This window comes from Gardnerella sp. DNF00257 (assembly GCF_049262745.1).
Classification (GTDB): domain Bacteria; phylum Actinomycetota; class Actinomycetes; order Actinomycetales; family Bifidobacteriaceae; genus Bifidobacterium; species Bifidobacterium piotii.
In genome coordinates this window covers 391,262-410,013 of sequence record NZ_CP058403.1, presented here as the reverse complement: position 1 = coordinate 410,013, position 18,752 = coordinate 391,262, and the positions used below count along the sequence as shown (strand labels likewise).

Below are 18,752 nucleotides of genomic sequence, written 5' to 3'. Positions count from 1 at the left end.
AGCATTGCGCGAATTTTGCAATATTTACTTAAGTACTACAATAGCCGTTTAATTGTTTTGAGTCTATTGCAACACAGAAGATTTGTAACTTATGACTTACAACTTTCAAATTAGCGCTAAAAAACTTGCGACTTACGCCAAAAACTTATGCTAAAAAACTCGGCGAATGGAATAAGCAGATGTAAAAACATAAGGAATAGGGCTATATTTTGTTCCGCCGTATTGCGAATTAATAACCATTCCATTGCCTACGTAAATCGCAGCGTGAGTACCATTTGCAATAATATCTCCTGGAGCTGCTTGAGCAAGACTTGGAACAGCTGTACCAACTGTTGCTTGCGCGCCAGAAGTTCTAGGCAAAGAAACACCCATATTTGCAAAAACGTATTGCACAAATCCAGAGCAATCCCAGCCAGCAGGAGTTGTTCCACCAGAACGATACGGCACTTTGTTTAAGAATTGAGCAGCAAAATTAAGCATTGCCGACGTAGAAGAACCATCTGGAGGAGCAACAAAATAGCTTTGTGATGTTCCTCTAACGCCAGAACGGCTTGCAGCAGAATCGTAATCGCCATCATTATTGCGAGCAGCATTACGAGCATTTTCTGCAGCCGCCTGAGCCGCCAACTCTGCAGCACTTTTAGTTTGAGGAACATTTAAAGACTCAATCCCACCCCAATGCGAATTAGAATCAACGCTTGTAGAAGTAGATTCTGTTAATAAATCACGCTTAACAGATGTGACTTTAGGGAAGGAACGCGTAGAAGTAACTGCAGACTCTTCTGCATAAGCACAAGCAAAAGGAACCATAGTAGCAAGAAGAGTTGTGCATACAGCTCCCGCAACTATAGAAGAAAAAATCTTATTTTGTTTAATATTTTGATTAATCTTTTGCTCAACCATCATTAGCGATGTTAACACATTAACAATACAAAGCACATAAAAACGCCTAGTAAACCAACAAAAGTTGATGAATCTAATATTATGCGAGTAATGCTTAAAAGATTTAGTAGTGAATAAACTCAAAAGCGGAAGCATCTTTAGCGCTAACAACTCTTGAATAGGTTCTACCATGATATTCGGCGCTAGATTCAGATGTTTCTATAGAACCATCTTGATTAATCTTTTCCACAATAGCAACGTGGCCATAAGCGCGGTTAACTCCAGCTTGACCGCGGCCAAACACCATTATGTCTCCAGCATGACGTGGAGTATTATCTACCCAATAACCGAGCTTGCGAGCAGTCCAGCCCCACATCCATCCGTCTCCCATATTGGAGCCAACTGGAAGGCCAAGCTGATGCCTGCGAACATAAACCCACCAAGTGCATTGGCTAAATTCGTAAGCATTTCCCGAATCGCCAGAATCGTGATTTGGATTAAAACCAGATGGAACAATCTTTGCATCTGAATCCAAGAAAACAGCAACATTCGGATTATTTGCTGCAGACTTAGACATTTCCGACACCTTAAAATCGGAATTAGAACCCAAATCCCACTTAGACTTATGAGAAGACTTAGTAGAAAATGCGCTTAAATCAGATTCAAGGCCAGCAACTGCGCTGCTAAAGTTCAAATATTTATTAGCGCGATTAATGCTTTCTCGCATACTAGAACGAGACGCTGCTTGAGCAGAAGAATCGTCTACAAAACTCAACTTAGAAGAATAAGGTTTAGAAGCCAAAGAATCCATGCTATTAGGCTTGTTCAACGTCATAGAAGTTAAAGCAGCTCCGACTAATGCAAACAAAGAAGCGGAAATAATCATACGATTCTTACGCTCTTTAGCAACGCGTGCTAAACGAAGCTGGCGACGAGACAAAGAAACAGCAAATTCTTGATTTATATCTTTTAGACTTACAACAGCGCCATTATTTTCTAAAACGGCTGCAGCACGATTATTAGAAGATGCATGCGAACCGCGCACAGAAGTAAAAAGCATAAAAGGCGAATTAAACCGCCCCTTTGCTTTAGCACCATGCTCAGCATGCTTCATAAAATCGCTCCTAAAATCTTCTAAATGTATTCACAAATTCACACTTACAAATCTAAAGGATACAATGTGGTACGGATACGCAACACAATACGCAACACAATACGCAACACAATACGCAATGTAATTCTTAAAATTGATATTGAACACGCAAAGATGTATGGTTAATCATATGAAGCTAGCACCAATTATTAATCCAGATGCACGCAAAGAAGCACCAAAGCCATTGCGCGTGGACTTGTGCAAAGCATTTATGACTGGAACGATTATTTGGCTCATAGCATCATTAATCACAGTTATTCTTGCGATTTTACACTTTTTATTGTGGTTCTTTGCTGCAATTTGCCTTAGTGGATTTGTAATTGGAATTTTGCTTTTAATCTGGGAACACTTTGATCGCTGGGATTATAGAAGACTAGGAAAGTAAAACGCTTAATACAATTAAGAGAACTATTTTGCACACTACTTTGCAAGCGGAATAGCAAAATTAACAGTAGTTCCCTGCCCAGGCCTACTCCACAATGTTATGCTACCGTGATGCGTAAGAGCCACGTGCTTAGCAATAGCAAGACCCAATCCAACGCCGTCTTTACTAAAGTCATTTTGATTACTCGACCTATAAAAACGTTCAAAAATACGCGGCTGATCTTTTAGCGGAATACCAATTCCAGAATCAACAACGCGAATCACAGCAAATCGATTATCTTCTGACTTTAAAGCGCAAAGAGCAACAACACTATTTTTGTTAGAATAGATAATAGCATTTTCAACAAGTTTTCTAATCGCACTGCTTATTTGACTAGAATCCGCTAAAACATTAAGTGAAGAATCTGCTTTAACAATTACGCGAACATTTTTACTAGACGAAAGAGCAGAAACAAGATTTTTAACATCTTCCAACACTCTCAAAACGTTTACAACACTAGCTTTTGAAGTATCAATAGGACTTTGCGCTCGCATAAGAAGAAGCAAATCTTCTAACATATGTTCCAAGTGTTTAGACGATTTTTGAGCAGACGCAGCAATATCTTTAATACGACTTGCATTAACATCTTTAGTTTGCAAAACATTAGTAAGGCTGGAAATCATGCGTGTTGAGCTAATAAGTTGATTGGAAACATTGCTTATAAAATCGTTACGCGTTTGCTCAAAAAGATGCTCCGCACTGGAGTCGTTTATAATAACAACAACTTTGCCTTCTCCAACACTTCCAACTGTAATATTAAGCCAGTTAGGTCTAGAAATTGTAGAAGGACTAGACGCGGAATCGCTAGATTGTGTTGAAGAAGAATCGAAAGCAGCCGAAGATTGCAAATACGAAGCATTATCTGCATTATCTACATTATCTACATTATCTACATTATCTACATAACAATCACTATCTTCACTAATTGTTACATACTGTTTGGGAGTAAAAGTCACTAAATCAAAACTTTCATAGCCTCCAGAGAAACGCACATTATTTACAGCTTGCAAAACGCGCGGCTGAACAATCGAATCGTCTAAAACAACTCCAAGAGTGTAGCTTTGTGAACTTGCGCGCAAAACGTCGTTATTTTTATCAACAACAATCGTAGCTCCTGGAAGCATAGCTAAAACAGCGCAAGCGTCGGAGCTAATGTCTTCGGAACTATCGTCTATATCAAAGTCGGAATCGGAATCAAAGTCGGAATCGCCTAAAACTTTTTGCATTTTCTTATGAAAAATGATGCGAAAGATGCGCTTAAAACCACGCCTAAAAGTCATAAAAATACGACTAAAAGTAGAATCAAAAAATGGAACAAAAACATTACGAAATGTTGATAGAACAAAGTCAAAAGCAAACATAACAACAACAATTGCAACACAAAGTGCAATCAAAGCAAAAACAACAAACACCATTAAAGGCGAATATGGCGAATCTTGAAGCATACTCTTAAAGAATACTCTAACGCGCTCACATTTAAGCGACTAATACGTTTAACGCACGTGCGCACAGTAGTCTATACTTGATTAGGGCAATCTAAACAAACGCGAATATGCTCCAATGCAATTTAGCGCGATTGAACGCAAGAAAGGACACACCATGCGAGTGATTTTCAACGAAGAGATGAAGGCAGTTGCATTAAACATTGAACGCATGGCAGAGTTTGTTGCAAGAGCCATGAACGATGCTGGAAGCGCTCTAGTAAACGCAGACTTAGAAGCTGCGCAAACGGTTATAGATAACGACGCAAAGCTAGACGCACTAGAAGCAAACGTTATAGATCAATGCTTAATATTGCTTGCACGTCAAAATCCAGTTGCAACAGATTTGCGAGAAGTAGTTGCAACTATGAGGCTTGCTGCAACTTTTGAGCGCATGGGCGATTTAACAAGTCACGTTGCACAAATCGCAAGACGCACATGGCCTGATTGCGCAATACCAAGTCAAGCAAAAGAAACTGTTGAAAAAATGGTTGACTTTTTGCATGTTCTTGCAGGTCAATTAACAGACATGCTTTCAAATAGAGACGTTAATGTAGCAGATGCAATTATTCACGGCGACGACGTAATGGATAAGTTGCACGAAGATATTTTTGCTCTTGTAGAAGGCGAAGATTGGAACGGCACTAGAAAACAATTGATTGACTTGGTGCTTCTAAGCAGATTCATGGAACGCATAGGCGATCATTCAGTTGCTGCAGCAAGGCAAGTTGTATTTATTGTTTCGGGATTTGACCCAACTAAGAAGCCAGAACCAGACAAAGACACAGTTGTAGCATAAAACACAAGTGGCGTAGAACACGATTTTTGAATAGAAACCTAAAAAGTAGCTTGTAAAACAAAAGTAGGCTTGCAATTAATTTTGCAAACCTACTTTTTATTTAAGTTAATTTAAGATAATTAAGCTAACTTAAGCTAATCAAACTCACTTTTGACCTTGAGCAGCCACGGCAGCAGCGCCAGCAGCAGCAGCTTCTGGATCCAAATACTCGCCGCGAGGCTTGATTGGCTTAAAGTTCTCGTCCAACTCGTAAAGAAGAGGAATAGCCGTTGGAATATTCACCTTGGAAATCTCTTCTTCGCTCAAGTTGTCGAGCATCTTAACGATTGCGCGCAAGCTGTTGCCGTGAGCTGCAATCATTACAGTCTTACCAGACTTAAGCTCTGGAACAATATCGGACTCCCAGTAAGGAGTTACGCGAGTCACAACGTTTGCCAAAGCTTCAGTTTCTGGAACTGGGTCGCCTGCATAACGAGGATCATTCGTTTGAGAATATTCATCGTTTGGATCGATCTGTGGAGGTGGAGTTGCGTAAGAACGACGCCAAATCATAAACTTCTCATCGCCATATTCCTGACGAATCTCAGACTTGTTCTTGCCTTGCAAAGCGCCATAGTGACGCTCGTTCAAACGCCAGCTGCGACGAACTGGAATCCACAAGCGGTCTGCTGCATCAAGCGCGTAATTCGCGGTGTTGATAGCACGACGAAGCAAAGAAGTGAACACGATGTCTGGAAGAACGTTCTTCTCTTTAAGAAGCTCGCCACCATGCTTAGCTTCCTCAACACCCTGCTCAGTGAGCGGTACATCAACCCAACCAGTGAACTGATTGGTCTTATTCCATGCGCTCTGACCATGTCGGAGCAATACTAATTTATATGTCATAATTACCTAGTCTATTCGTTTCGTACGACTACTTACAAAAAGTAAACAAACACGAAAAATTTAATCAAAAAAGTCGCCGAACACTTGAATAGCATTCAACGACTTTTAAGATTAATTCAACTGATTATAACTAATACAACTAGCGATAATCACAACTAGCGAAGTGGCTTTACGAGTGGGAACGTAATCGTCTCGCGAATGGTTGCGCCCGTAAGTGCGATTAACAAGCGGTCAATACCCATTCCCATGCCGCCAGCAGGAGGCATACCAACGCCGAGAGCCTCAATAAAGTCCTCGTCAATATCCATTGCCTCAACGTCTCCAGCCAAAGCATCCTTAGCTTGAGCAACAAAGCGCTCGCGCTGCACAACAGGATCGTTAAGCTCGGAGTAGCCTGTTGCAAGCTCAAAGCCGCGCACATACAAATCCCACTTTTCAACCATTCCTGGCTTTGTGCGGTGACCCTTAACAAGAGGGCTGGTCTCCACTGGGAAGTCACGCACAAACGTTGGCTCATAAAGCTTATCCTCGTAGAAGTGCTCCCACAAGTGCTCAACCAACTTGCCGTGATTCTCCACTTCGTCGCGCTCAACGCCAAGCTTGTCTGCGATTGCGCCCAAATGCTCAACGGAAGTTTCTGGCGTAATCTCCTCACCCAAAGCCTCGCTAAGCGAGCCGTACATGGTAATCTGCTTCCATTCGCCACCAAAATCGTACTCTTCGCCGTTAAGCAAAGTCACCTTAGTGGAGCCAAAAGCGTCTAGTGCAGCCTTTTGAATCAGCTCTTTAGTAAGAGCGCCAATCGTATCGTAAGTGCCGTAAGCTTGGTAGGCTTCGAGCATTGTAAACTCTGGAGCGTGAGTTGCGTCCACGCCTTCGTTTCTAAAATCACGGTTGATTTCAAACACGCGGTCAATTCCACCAACCAAGCAGCGCTTAAGGAAAAGTTCTGGAGCAATACGCAAGTAAAGATCAATGTCGAAAGCGTTCATGTGAGTTGTAAACGGACGAGCAGCAGCACCGCCGTGAACCGTTTGCAACATTGGAGTCTCGACTTCCAAGAAGTCGTGGCTGTCGAAAGTGCGGCGAAGAGAAGCCACAGCATGCGAACGCCTACGAACCATATCTCGAATCTTCTCGTCTGCAATCATGCCAATATATGGCTTGCGAGTACGAGTATCGTCGCTTAATTCCTTATGCAAAGCTGGAAGCGGCTGCAGAGCCTTAGCTGCAATCGCCCACTCGGTTGCAAATACGGAAAGCTCACCGGTCTTGGAAGAAATCACGCGACCGCGAACATACAAATGGTCTCCCAAATCAACCATCTGCTTGAAGCTCTTAATTGATTCTTCGCCAATTTCCTTCTTGGAAACCATTGCCTGAATCGTAGTGCCGTCACCAGCAGCAAGCTTAACGAAGCACAAGCCGCCAGCGTTACGCAAGAAGAGAACGCGGCCAGCAATACCAACCTCAGTATCGGTTTCTTCGCCAGCTTGAAGCTTGCCATCAAAATCGGCACGCACTTTTTCGATAGTATCCGTAACGTTAAGATGCACTGGGTATGGTTGTACACCTTCCTTAAGCATCATTGCACGCTTTGCAACGCGCATTTGCACCTGCTCTGGGTGTGCAAGAGGACCAAACTCTTTATTGCTTGGATCAATTGCTTCATCCAGGCTTGCACCTTCGTTTACACGCTTGGCGATTGCCTCGTCTTGCGCGAGTAGCATTTCGGCATGCTCAACGGTGTCGATTTCGTTGGCGTTATCTGTTGCGTCATTTTCTGCTGCGGCGTTTTGCGCGGCAAGCATTGTAGTATTCGTGTCACTCATAGACGCTAATTGTAGCTACTAGGTAATACAGCTAAGCGCGTCGCAAATCCGTTTTATTGCATTATTTAGTCGATTGCGCAAATCATTTTTACATCAAATACACATTTTTATATAAATATTTATATTTTTCTGTTTTCGGAAGAAAAATAGATTTACAGTAAAAATTTTTACTATTTTATTAAGTTATACAAAATTATTTACGAAAAACGACATGATTTTGCAAATATTGCAGATTGCATGCAAGCCATAAAAAGTGAAAGTAAATTTTTAATAAAATCTCAAAAAATTTATTTACTAGCGACACACACTAACGACACACAATTATATTTTGTAGCAAGTTCACGCTATTATGACCAAGTTATTGTAGTGTTTCATGATGCGATTACAGCATGTAGTTGCATCATGTATTCGTAAGATGAATTCACACAATAACATCGGGCTGTAGCGCAGTTTGGTAGCGCGCTTCGTTCGGGACGAAGAGGCCGCGGGTTCAAATCCCACCAGCCCGACTTTTGATTTTTGCACTAGCGCGGTCTAAGCGCACTGCTTTATGGCGTTTGATTTTATAGCGATTGATCTTTTATAACACTCTGATTTTCGTCGCTATGTTCATCTTGGCGCTGATTATCATCGCGCTTCTTTCTCATCTTATATCCCACAATAAAGCCAATAAGAAGCATAATCAGCCACGAAATAATCAAGCCACCAATTCCCAGCCAGGAATAGTTATTTCCGCTTTTACAAGGCGTAGCTTTATTTGATGATTTTCTTACCGATTTATTGAATTTACGAGATTTTGCGTCTTTCGGCAAATTTGGGCACACGCATTTGCAGGTTCCACTATTGCCGCCTACATACTCTTTTACACCCAAACGAGCTCTACCATTAATCTCTGAATGCTGCAACTTGTTATTTTGCACATCATCACCTTTAACTGATTGAGGCGCTTTATTGAAAGGATGCACAAAATTATTATTCGAGTTAATATTCAAATCAGGCTTCGGCGTTATATCTGGCAAAATATCCGAATCGTCTGGAGTTGGTTCTGGAGAAGGTTCTGGTGTTGGAGTTGGCTCTGGCGCTGGTTCTGGAGTTGGACCAGGCTCTGGTGTTGGAGTTGGAGTTGGCTGCGGTTGAGGCGCAGGAGGCGTTGGAACAGGTGGCTTTGGCTTTTGCTTGTGCGTTACATTAGCCGTAAAAGTGATATCAAAAAGCGCGTGCATAATCGCATCTTTAATATTCTTATCTTGAATATCCAAAGGATTTGCACGATCTTTAAGCACATCATTATTTACGTTTAACTTTGAATTACCATTAAATCCTGCATTCTTAATAAAAATTTGTTTTTTATTTACAAAATTAACATCGTCAAATATTGGCGTTAAGAGTTGCTGCCACTTAACAGTGTCGTCAGAAACAATTCCAAGAGACTCTCTAATCTCATCAAAAGTCATGGCTGACTTATATCGAGAATTATCAGCTTCTTTAAGAAGATTTTTCAACACATCAATCTTACTATTCTTAGATTCGCGAATAAGTTTAGCAGTATAAGTTAAACCAAGATCTTCAGCCTGCAAGGCTAGTTTTTCTTTATCAGCAACCTTGTCATCAGGTTTACCGCTTAATTGAAGATCTTTACCAGGAGTGTATTTATGCGTGCAATTCACAAACTCTGTATTCTTACCTAGCTCTGTATTCTTACCTAGCGTATGACTTTTACCTTGCAATACGTCAGCAATACAAGTAATTGTGTTATTAGGATTTTCAGCATCCCCAACTTTGCTGTAAAATGTAACTTTAGTATAATCTCGAACCCAACGAATATAGCCAGTCTTTGACGTATAATCATTATCTACCAAATCAATATTTTCCCCAGGCTTAACAGCAGATTTGCCTTTGGACTTGCGCCATATGCCGCCAGGAAAAGTAGAATAGTTTTCATTCTTTTTATCCGTAGGTAGCGTAATATCTCTTAAGCCAGAATTCTGAAACATGCCAGCAGTTGCTCTACTTTTATCACCGCCATAGAATACCTGGAATTCATCTTGACTAAAATTCCATTTTTCTAAATTTAATGATTCAACGCCACTATTGTAGAACATAGCAAACATATTTGTTTTATTATTAGTCTTCCAACCACTTAAATCAATGTTTTTAAGGTTTTTATCCTCCGTAAACATAAAACTAGTATTAGTAACTTTGGTTATATCCCAATTTTGAATGCCTTCAAGTTCCTTGAGTCTAATGCATTTAGAGAACATAGATTGCAAAGACACATCATTCGAACCTTTGAATCTCATATGTTGCAAACCAGTTATCTTTGTAACACCTTCAAAATCATAAAACATTCCTTCTGCGTCGGATAGATTCATGTCTTCATCTATAACAATAGTTTTTATTTGATTAGCTAATCCAGTAGACCCTGACTGATATCCGCTAAAAATATGTTCTAAACCGTTATAATCTTGGCCGAGTAGGTGGTTTCCATTAACAGGTTTAGTCTTATCAACTGGGCTTAAATGCAATTCACAAAGATTACCACCGTCTTTTTTATCACCATATCTCCACTGAAGATTACGCCCTTTTAATTCTGTCCACTTACCTTTATTTGAGTTCCCTGATTGCTCACTGCTTCTAGTTGAGCTAGTAGAAGATGACGAGGTGGAACGAGTCGAAGTAGCAGAACTAGGAGCAGAAGCTGCATTATGATTGGAATTATTGGCAGCAGACAAGCCAACAGCACTAGTAACGGTCGGAACTAGCATTGCCAGAGCAGCAATCACAGACGCACAGATGGCCACAATTTTATAAATCCCGCTCTTATTCCTCATTTATCTTCCTATTCAATCAGCAAGAATACACACTCTTAATATCCATGCTAGCCAGTAGAAAAAAAAAAATGGAAGAAAAAATGTAAAATTCCCTAAAAGATGATTCTTCTTTATACAAAAACTAATCTTAAACAAAAAAATTTAATATAAAATTATTACAAATCATAAAAAACAAGAATAACGTATATTGCAACACTCTTATAAACTTATAATTCTGTATAAACGCATAATTTTGTATGATTAAGTAGTGAGCAAAACGGAATTTAATCGCAAGAAGCAAGGTGGCTTAAATGTTAAGCGTTTCGCAATTGTATAAAGAACTAGACAGTATGTTTGCAAGCCACGCAAGCGTGCAAGAAATCGAAAAATACTTGCTAAACGCTCTAAACCAATCGCAAGCAAAAGCAAACCAAGAAGAATCAAACCAAGCAGAATCAAACCAAGCAGAATCAAACGCTCAAGCATTGCAACTATCCGTGTTAAACGAGTTGATGGGATTTTATAGGTCTAGAGGAGAACACACAAAAAACAAGCAAATCATTGACAATGCGCTAGATTTGGCAAGAAAGATGGATTTAGCAGGCAGCGAAGCTGGAACAACCACGCTGATTAACGCTGCTACTAGCCTACGAGCCGCGGGCAGCTATGAGCGCGCAACAGAAATATATTCTCAAGCTATTAAAGAATCATCGAAAACACTAAAACCAAACGATAGAAAACTCGCTGCCCTTCACAACAATCTTTCAATGCTTTACAGCGAAACAGGCAAAATTAAAGAAGCAATAGATCAGCTTGAAAAAGCATTAGACATATTGCAAAAATCGAGTATCGATCCTTCAACAGACATAGATATAGCAGCAACTCACACGAATCTTGCGCTTGCGAATTTGCAAGAGTGCTCGCAGCCTAACGAAAGCACGAATAGCAAATCTGATAGTCTTAACACTGCTTTTGAACACGCTTCAACCAGCATTCGCATGTACATTGCAGGAAACAACCAAAATCAGCCACATTACGCATCTGCGTTGGCAGGATATGCGCAAGTTCAATACGCACGAAAAGAGTATTCCGATTCTGTAGACGCATACAGTAAAGCGCTTGATTTAATAGCACAATGTTACGGAAAAGATAGCGAGTCCTATGCGATTACGTTGGAAAATTTGCACCAAGCACAGAAGGCAGCAGAAAAATTTACGGCGAGTGGCGTGGCGGATGCGATTCAGTGCGCTGCGGAAAAATCGCCAGCAACCGATGATCTGCAGCCAAAGTCAAACAAAACTATACAGTCAAACAAAACCGTAAAAGCAGAAGATAATCCAAAAATAAAAAACGGCATGCAACTTGCAAAAGAATATTGGCAAACTTACGGAAAGCAACTACTGGAATTACCAAAATTTAGAGACTACAAAAACCGCATAGCTGCAGGATTAGTAGGCCACGGATCGGAATGCTACGGATTTGACGACGAGATTTCGCGCGACCACGATTTTGGCCCAGGATTCTGCTTATGGCTTACAGATGAAGACTATGCAAAAATTGGCGAGGATTTGCAAGCAGCTTACAACGATTTGCCGCAAGAATTCGCTGGTTTTGGCTCTCGCGAAGAAACGCCGCGCGCTAAATCATGCGAAAGCAGCAAGCGAGTCGGAGTATTTAGCATAAGCGAATTTTTTGAAAACATAACGGGATTTGCTACTGCTCCAAGCCAAGACGAGCCGTATTTGTGGCTTTCGCTAAACGAATCAACACTTGCTGCAGCTACTAACGGCCAAATTTTTGCAGACCCACTTGGAGAATTTAGCAAAACGCGTCAAAGTTTTAAGATTATGCCAGACGATGTGCGAATCTCGCTAATCTCTAGAAGGCTTGGCATGATGGCTCAAACAGGTCAATACAATGTTCCACGAATGCTAGCGCGAAAAGACGGAGCTGCAACGTGGCTTTCTATAAACGAGTTTGTGCGCGCAACCGCTTCAATCGTATTCTTGCTAAATAACCCAATAAGCGCAGGATATTTGCCATATTATAAGTGGCAATTTGCAGCTTTACGCAAGCTAAGCGCGCGAATGGCGTCTAGACTTTCTGGAGTAGCAAATCAACTTGAATCGCTTATGCGACTAAGTAGTGCGGCGTGCTTTGGCGGAATCGGATTTGGCGAAGGCACAAAAGGCAGCAGCGAAGCTGAATCTAAAATAAACGAGATTATTCAAAACGTGTGCAACGAAGTAGTGCAAGAGCTTAAATATCAAGGATTGAGCGATTGCAATGAAACATTTTTAGAATGGCAGCGCCCGTATGTTGAAGCGCATATTAATTCGCGCGCTGCGTGCTTAAGGAGCTTATGATGTGCAATTCATTATCAAATCTAAAAACGCAAAATCCAAAAACGCAAAAGCTTGCAGAAGAAATTACAAAACTAGAATGGCAGCAATTCCAGCTTACGCAAAACGAAGGCGGACGCGCGAATTGTCAAGGAAACTGGCCAACATTCCACATTATGAGAATGAGCCAATTTTTAACTTGGCCTCTGGATTTGCAAGAGTCTTATAAAAAAGATCTTGAGCGCGCAAATAGCAATGGCAGAAATTTGATAACAGAAAAATATGCAAGAATGATGGAGTCTACTGCGCCAGAAATTTTTGAGCGCACAATTAAGCCTTATATTAAGCCGATTTTAGAGCCTAGAAAAAGCGAGCAAGAGAAGATTATTTTAACGCAAGTTAAGTGGGCCGATGATTTTCGCAATCACTACCCTCATTTAGGTCTTGCAATGCGCGTTCTAAAAACAAGCAAAGATACAGCAGAAAATACATCTTTTGAAACGTATTTGCGAGGAGAATTAAGCACGTATTCTGATGATACTTTTGCTAAATATAAGGCTTTTATAGAAGATTTGCTTGCAAAAAATCTAAATCTTACTCAGATGATTATTGAAAATACTGTGCACATGTATGGCTACGATTCACTTGAAGCGGCAGAGCGCGCACACTAGTTAACTTGCTTATAAAAAAACTTGTTTAAGGTTGCCGATTCCACGCAGATTAAAAGCTACAAGCGCTACAGTATGTTGCTAACATTATTCTAATTTGATAGAATTTTAATAAGTCCCTCGAATAGTCACCCGCTGGTGCGCGTTTCTTTACATAACGTAATGAATAGAGGGGCTATAATTTTTCATCAACCTATCAAAAAATTGGGTTATTCCCAAAAGAATTATCATTTTATAGATAATAAACACTTATTAAAAAAAAAACTTGCTTTTGTGCATTATCTATGAAAATATGAAGCACAAAAGCAAGTTACAAAATCAAAGCTAAAACCTAATCAAGCATAAGATTTATTAGTTTTGATATAGCGAAAATAATATCGTCAAAATTTACACTTTTCGCGTACTGATGCTTCTTAGCATATCTATTCCATCTATCGATTACAGCACTATCGCATGAGATGCATTCAAGTATTTCACATGCTTTCACTTTTGAAAAATACGTATTTCTATGCTTGCAAGTAAGCGACATAGCAACTTTTAATACACTAAAATCAATACTTTCATTAATTTGATTCACAAACTCACAATCGGCTAAATACGCAATAGCAACTCCACAATTCCCGTTATTAGACGCATTCATCGAATTCATAATTGCGTAAATATCGTAAAAGTCTTTGCTTCTCGTATTACTTTCCGCCTTAGAAAGAATAGTTTGCAATTTTTCAGCCAATACTGATTCAAGAGGATATATTTGCAAATCTATATCGTCTCCAAGAACAGTAGAATATTTCCCCACTTTAACTTCTGGATACATTGGATCTCCAGTAGCTATGTCAACCGAAAAAGGAAACCTAATTTTATCTAAATGACCGATTATATGAAAACGATATCCACCATATTCATCTTCAGGTCTAATAGAATCAATAGAATCGTTGATTTCAAACCACACCCCATCATGATTTTCTTCATAAGCTGTAACACTTTTAATAACATTAAATAAATAAGAATCCTCCATTTTTAAACCATTAATCAAAAAATCAATGTCTTGGGTTGATCTATTATCAATTCCAAGCACAAAGCTCAGAAGCATTCCGCCTTTCAAGACGAAATTATTTTTATACTCACTTTTTGCAAGCAACTTCAAAAACTCATCAAAGAAATATCGACTTAACAAAGTGTTGTAATCTAAGCTAAGTTCTTGCGACTTGTTACGTAAACTCTGAGTAACACTATCTCTAATTGCAATACTTTTATTACTACTGTTATTCATCGAGAATCTCCAAAATATCGTCAACTTGCCGAAGAATACCAAATTGTTTGGCATATTCGCGCAATCTATGTACATCTTTCTTAGGATTCCTCACATACGCACGCAAAGCCTTACCAAATATCTCTGAATCCTGGCGCCTACGATTTCTAACCAAATCGCAAATAGTGCGCTCCATATTATAAACCATCACATAATTACCAATAACAGTACGCACGTGAGTGATACCAATTCTATACCATTTTTTCTCAATTTGATGCACTTCAACATCATTTTTTATGCGCCACGTATTGTACCCCTGGCATACTGTAACTTCGTTTATAAACGGCATACGATCTGTAAGATTATACAGATACAAAGCAGTTTGGTAAGAGTATATGCAAGCTTTATTACGAAGTTGGAAAAAATAAAGTTCATCATAATTATTTGAAGTGCTATCGAAATACACTCCGCGAGCAACTCTTTCCAAATCATTATTTTTGACCATGCTAGTTAGATACCAAGAGTCTATTCCTGCAGAAGAAATTTCTTTTGCAGTAACAATACCGTTATTTTTCTTAACTATTCCTTTAATCGCACTAATATTCGTTCTCTTTTGATTCGCTATTACTTTCACCAATGCAGACCAACCTATTAAAAAATTATCATTTTATAGATAACAAACACTTATTAAATACTTGCTTTTGTGCTTTATTATTATACAAATAACGCACAATTGCAAGTAAATGCAGTTAAAAAGTTGCATATAGGTGATTATTTAGGACTGAAAAACGTAAACATCAGCAAATGTTTATAAGTCAAGTATTGACACTGTTGACAAACATTGACAAATTCAAATAACTATTGATAAATATTTACAAATGTTGAGGCAACTATAGCGTGAATAGTTTTATTACAGAGTAAATAATTTTGCAAACGCACAGTCGATTCTTTGTGCAGTTTTTAAGCTACGCAAATCCGATTCAACAAAAACAGTAGAAGATGCGTTCAAACCATTTTTGCTCAAAAAATCTCGATAAATCATAATATTCGGCTTGCGCAAATGAGATTCGTAAGATGCACTAACGCCATTTATCTCGCCAAGTATTTGGCAAGTTGCGCGCGCACAATCAATCCACTCTTGCGAAGCGTTTCCAAGCGACCAAACGCGCACACCTTTTGCGATTAAATCGCGAGCAAGAGACGCAAAACGCGCTCGCTCCCCTAAAAATCCGCGTGAAAAATTCTTAAAATACAGGCGATAAAGCCAAGTTACAGCAGGACCGTGATGCTCGCTAAACGATTCCAGTGCGCGCTGGCTACTCCATGCCGCCTCTCGCAAAGCTTCGTGAAACTCAAAACCCCATTCTGGCTCATAGCTAAACAGAACTTCGCCAATATAATCTGGGTATTCTGACTCCAATGTGCGGCGCGCATCCCAATCAACAAGAAGATGCAAGTCAAAAACAACATCTGTTATGCGGTTTTCAATAATTTTTTGCGCGCACAAATCGCAATAATCGTCGCTATTCTTAATAAAATTATCGCCATTCTTGCAATCGTCACTATTCTTAAAATCATTGCAATTAGGCGAAAAATCTTCTGTGCAAATCATTAAAAATCCTAAATTATTCAGTTGGCGAAATTCCGCCAATATAGGACGACATTCCAGAAGCGCCAGAAGCACCAGGAGCTCCAACACCAACGCCAGAAACACCAACCCCAGCGCCAAAGCTAGCAGGCAAATTGTTCAAATTATAACCAAGCGCCTCAAGCTGCGCGCGCCCATCTTCCGTAATATTTTCAACACTCCAACGCGGCTTCCAAGTCCAATCAATCCTAAATTCGTCCACTAATCCAACAAGCGCACTCGCGCACTCGTCTTCAATCAAATCCGTAAGCGGGCAAGCAGGCGTTGTAAGCGTCATCGTAAGGATCGCGCGACCAAGCTCATCAATCTCAATCCCGTAAACTAAGCCCAAGTCAACAACATCAATACCAAGCTCTGGGTCCACAACATTGTGCAAAGCCTCTTGAATATCTTCCTCGCTTACGCGCCCAATATTGTTTGCGCTAAGAGTTGATTCTGCTTGATTTTCTGCCATCTTGTTCCTTATTTTTAGCGTTACACTACGATTTTATAAAGCTACATACGATTTTATAAAGCCTCAATAGCCTTTGCAATACCGTCTTTTAAGCCTTCCCACGCAAGCAACGCACACTTGATTCGCATTGGATATTTAGAAACGCCTTGAAAAACCATTGCATCTTCCAACTCATCTTCATCTTGCTCGTTTTTTAATCCCACTCCCCTAGATTCCATAAGCTTGTGGAAAAGAGCGGCTAATCGCAAGGCATCCGCAACAGTTTTTCCCTCAACCAAATCAACCATAATCGAAAGACTCGCTTGCGAAATTGAGCAACCGTGGCCATCCCACTTAATACTTTTTATAAGCGCATTGCTTGAATTATCAACGTTTTTAGCGAGTTCCACGTGCATAGTAACCTCATCTCCGCAAGTTGGATTAAATTGATGAGATTCCCCAAATGCATAGTCTTTACTAGCTTCTACAGCACAATTTTCGTGATGATTTGTAATTTTTATATTAGAATCGTTTTTTAGCTCATCGGTTGCTTGCGACTCTGCTTTAGAAAGGCTCTCCGTGCTTAAAAAATGCGCCTTTCCGTGCGGATTTCTAGCAGCATCTAAAATCACTTCTTGATACATGCTTTCTAATCCGCTACTTGCACCGTTACCGTCATCATCAAAACTCATATCAAACATACGCTCTCCTTGCATTAAAATATTACGACTATGCGCCAAAATATGCGCGAACTTGGGAAACAGCTTCGATTAATTCGCGAGCTTCTTCGATTGTGTTATAAACTCCAACAGAAACGCGATTCGAAGCGTACACGCCAAAATGGCGATGAATCGGCTGAGCGCAATGATGCCCAACGCGAATCGCAATACCTTGCGCATCCAAAAACTGGCCAACGTCATGCGGATGCACGCCTTCAACTTCAAAAGAAACCGTTGCAATGCGCATGCTTAAATCAAGCGGGCCAAGCACGCGAACCCCTGGAACATCTTGCAATTTAAGCAATTCTTCAGCAAGTTCCTGCTCATGCTTTGCAACTCGATTCATGCCCAACGAGCACAGCCAATCCGCTGCAACTCCTGCAGCAACCATTTGTGCAACTGGCTGAGTTCCCGCCTCAAAACGGTAAGGCGCTTGCATATATTGCGCTGGCTTGTTAAGCCACGCAAGCTCCACCATAGATCCCCCAAAATTGGCTGGCGGAAGAGCATTCAAAAGATTGCGGCGACCATACAAGAACCCAACTCCCGTCGGACCGTACATTTTATGCGCGCTAAAGGCTGCAAAATCAACATCTAGCGCGTGAAAATCAACTGGAATATGCGGAACGGACTGGCAAGCGTCAAGAACAAAAATCGCCCCAACCTGGTGCGCGCGCTTGCAAATCGGCGAAACATCCGTGATTGCGCCCGTAACATTGCTAATATGCGTAACTGCAACGATTTTCGTGCGCTCATCAATAACAGTGCTCAAATAATCCGCGTCTGCGCGCACGCGACCATCTTCACTTACATCGATCCATCGAAGCTCCGCGCCAGAGCGAATCGCAAGCTCTTGGAATGGCAATAAAACGGAATGATGGTCTGCGCGAGAAACAACAATATTATCTCCCTCATTAATCACAAAATGCTGGCGCAAAGTTAAGTTATCTTCCGCAAAACCAGGGCGATTTAACCTAGAGTTAATAGTTGCGTTTCCAATAGCAGTAGCAAGAAGATTCAGCGCTCCTGTAGCGCCAGGCGTAACAACAATCTCTTCGCTGCCTTCTTTGCTACAAGCACCAACGAGTTTTGCAACCTTTGCGCGCGCTTGTTCAAACGCAACTGTGCTAAGCGCTGCCAACTCGTGCGCGCCTCTATGCACACCAGCATTAATCGTTTTATAAAACTCGCTTTCGGCATTAATTACAACTTGCGGCTTTTGAGAAGTTGCTGCAGAATCCAAGTAAATCAAGGGTTTTGAATGTACTTTGCGACTTAAAATCGGAAATTGGAGCCTTAAATCTTCAAAATCGTGCATTAGCGCAAAATCTGTTCCAAGATTTTTATGATTAAACATTCAAATCACCTTTTAATCAAATTTATAACTTAAAAGCCGCTCCCCCCAAACAAAGATTGAAGGAGCGACT

At 40.5% G+C, this 18,752-nt stretch carries 16 protein-coding genes and 1 tRNA gene; 5 read left to right on the top strand and 12 right to left on the bottom strand.

Annotation, left to right across the window (positions count from 1 at the left end):
* Nucleotides 1–150: 150 nt before the first annotated feature.
* Both HXT23_RS01455 and HXT23_RS01450 read right to left on the bottom strand, forming a co-directional pair.
* Nucleotides 151–906 carry a C40 family peptidase gene (locus tag HXT23_RS01455; RefSeq protein ID WP_020973357.1) on the bottom strand — a complete coding sequence of 252 codons (756 nt, stop codon included), beginning with the start codon at nucleotides 904–906 and terminating at the stop codon, nucleotides 151–153.
* Between the two features lie 100 nt (nucleotides 907–1,006).
* The gene (locus HXT23_RS01450) at nucleotides 1,007–1,996 is read right to left on the bottom strand and encodes a CHAP domain-containing protein (protein ID WP_020973356.1); all 990 of its coding nucleotides are present in this window, start codon (nucleotides 1,994–1,996) and stop codon (nucleotides 1,007–1,009) included.
* Nucleotides 1,997–2,165: 169 nt separating this feature from the next.
* Here HXT23_RS01450 and HXT23_RS01445 point away from each other — a divergent pair, with 169 nt between their 5' ends.
* Nucleotides 2,166–2,420 (top strand): DUF2530 domain-containing protein, encoded by a 255-nt coding sequence (locus HXT23_RS01445; RefSeq protein ID WP_162862689.1) that lies wholly within the window; start codon nucleotides 2,166–2,168, stop codon nucleotides 2,418–2,420.
* Between the two features lie 35 nt (nucleotides 2,421–2,455).
* Here HXT23_RS01445 and HXT23_RS01440 read toward each other — a convergent pair whose 3' ends face one another.
* On the bottom strand, nucleotides 2,456–3,904 hold the full coding sequence (locus tag HXT23_RS01440) for a sensor histidine kinase (protein ID WP_422112965.1): 1,449 nt from the start codon (nucleotides 3,902–3,904) through the stop codon (nucleotides 2,456–2,458).
* Between the two features lie 154 nt (nucleotides 3,905–4,058).
* On the opposite strand from HXT23_RS01440, the gene phoU reads away from it, so the two are divergent.
* Nucleotides 4,059–4,739 (top strand): phosphate signaling complex protein PhoU, encoded by a 681-nt coding sequence (gene phoU, locus HXT23_RS01435; protein WP_016787418.1) that lies wholly within the window; start codon nucleotides 4,059–4,061, stop codon nucleotides 4,737–4,739.
* A 144-nt stretch (nucleotides 4,740–4,883) separates the two neighbouring features.
* On the opposite strand, the gene HXT23_RS01430 is transcribed toward phoU, so the two are convergent.
* Nucleotides 4,884–5,624: a phosphoglyceromutase gene (locus tag HXT23_RS01430; protein ID WP_004130287.1), complete on the bottom strand. Its 741-nt coding sequence runs from the start codon at nucleotides 5,622–5,624 to the stop codon at nucleotides 4,884–4,886.
* 155 nt (nucleotides 5,625–5,779) lie between these two features.
* Complete coding sequence (gene lysS, locus HXT23_RS01425; RefSeq protein WP_016787416.1) at nucleotides 5,780–7,456, bottom strand: lysine--tRNA ligase; 1,677 nt, start codon at nucleotides 7,454–7,456, stop codon at nucleotides 5,780–5,782.
* Nucleotides 7,457–7,891: 435 nt separating this feature from the next.
* Here lysS and HXT23_RS01420 point away from each other — a divergent pair.
* A tRNA-Pro gene (locus HXT23_RS01420) sits at nucleotides 7,892–7,965 on the top strand.
* Between the two features lie 54 nt (nucleotides 7,966–8,019).
* Here the strand turns inward: HXT23_RS01420 and HXT23_RS01415 are convergent.
* Nucleotides 8,020–10,287: a BspA family leucine-rich repeat surface protein gene (locus HXT23_RS01415; RefSeq protein ID WP_422112964.1), complete on the bottom strand. Its 2,268-nt coding sequence runs from the start codon at nucleotides 10,285–10,287 to the stop codon at nucleotides 8,020–8,022.
* A 290-nt stretch (nucleotides 10,288–10,577) separates the two neighbouring features.
* Between HXT23_RS01415 and HXT23_RS01410 the strand changes: the two genes are divergently transcribed.
* A complete protein-coding gene (locus HXT23_RS01410; protein ID WP_422112963.1) occupies nucleotides 10,578–12,632 on the top strand; it encodes a DUF4037 domain-containing protein in 2,055 nt (684 codons plus the stop codon).
* A complete protein-coding gene (locus HXT23_RS01405) occupies nucleotides 12,632–13,279 on the top strand; it encodes a DUF4125 family protein (protein ID WP_422112962.1) in 648 nt (215 codons plus the stop codon). Before HXT23_RS01410 ends, HXT23_RS01405 begins: the two co-directional genes overlap by 1 nt.
* A gap of 328 nt (nucleotides 13,280–13,607) precedes the next feature.
* Here the strand turns inward: HXT23_RS01405 and HXT23_RS01400 are convergent, their stop codons facing one another.
* The 6 genes from HXT23_RS01400 to HXT23_RS01375 form a co-directional block, all read right to left on the bottom strand.
* A complete protein-coding gene (locus HXT23_RS01400; RefSeq protein WP_422112961.1) occupies nucleotides 13,608–14,546 on the bottom strand; it encodes a nucleotidyl transferase AbiEii/AbiGii toxin family protein in 939 nt (312 codons plus the stop codon).
* Nucleotides 14,539–15,159 (bottom strand): type IV toxin-antitoxin system AbiEi family antitoxin domain-containing protein, encoded by a 621-nt coding sequence (locus HXT23_RS01395; RefSeq protein WP_422113071.1) that lies wholly within the window; start codon nucleotides 15,157–15,159, stop codon nucleotides 14,539–14,541. The genes HXT23_RS01400 and HXT23_RS01395 overlap by 8 nt, the downstream gene beginning before the upstream one ends.
* A 276-nt stretch (nucleotides 15,160–15,435) precedes the next feature.
* Complete coding sequence (locus tag HXT23_RS01390; RefSeq protein WP_422112960.1) at nucleotides 15,436–16,137, bottom strand: HAD family hydrolase; 702 nt, start codon at nucleotides 16,135–16,137, stop codon at nucleotides 15,436–15,438.
* A 13-nt stretch (nucleotides 16,138–16,150) separates the two neighbouring features.
* Nucleotides 16,151–16,627, bottom strand: coding sequence for a metal-sulfur cluster assembly factor (locus HXT23_RS01385; protein ID WP_016635688.1), 477 nt, complete (start codon nucleotides 16,625–16,627; stop codon nucleotides 16,151–16,153).
* 53 nt (nucleotides 16,628–16,680) lie between these two features.
* Entirely contained in the window at nucleotides 16,681–17,307 is a 627-nt protein-coding gene (sufU, locus tag HXT23_RS01380) for a Fe-S cluster assembly sulfur transfer protein SufU (protein WP_422112959.1), read from the bottom strand.
* A 28-nt stretch (nucleotides 17,308–17,335) separates the two neighbouring features.
* Nucleotides 17,336–18,682: a SufS family cysteine desulfurase gene (locus HXT23_RS01375; protein ID WP_422112958.1), complete on the bottom strand. Its 1,347-nt coding sequence runs from the start codon at nucleotides 18,680–18,682 to the stop codon at nucleotides 17,336–17,338.
* Nucleotides 18,683–18,752 lie beyond the last annotated feature (70 nt).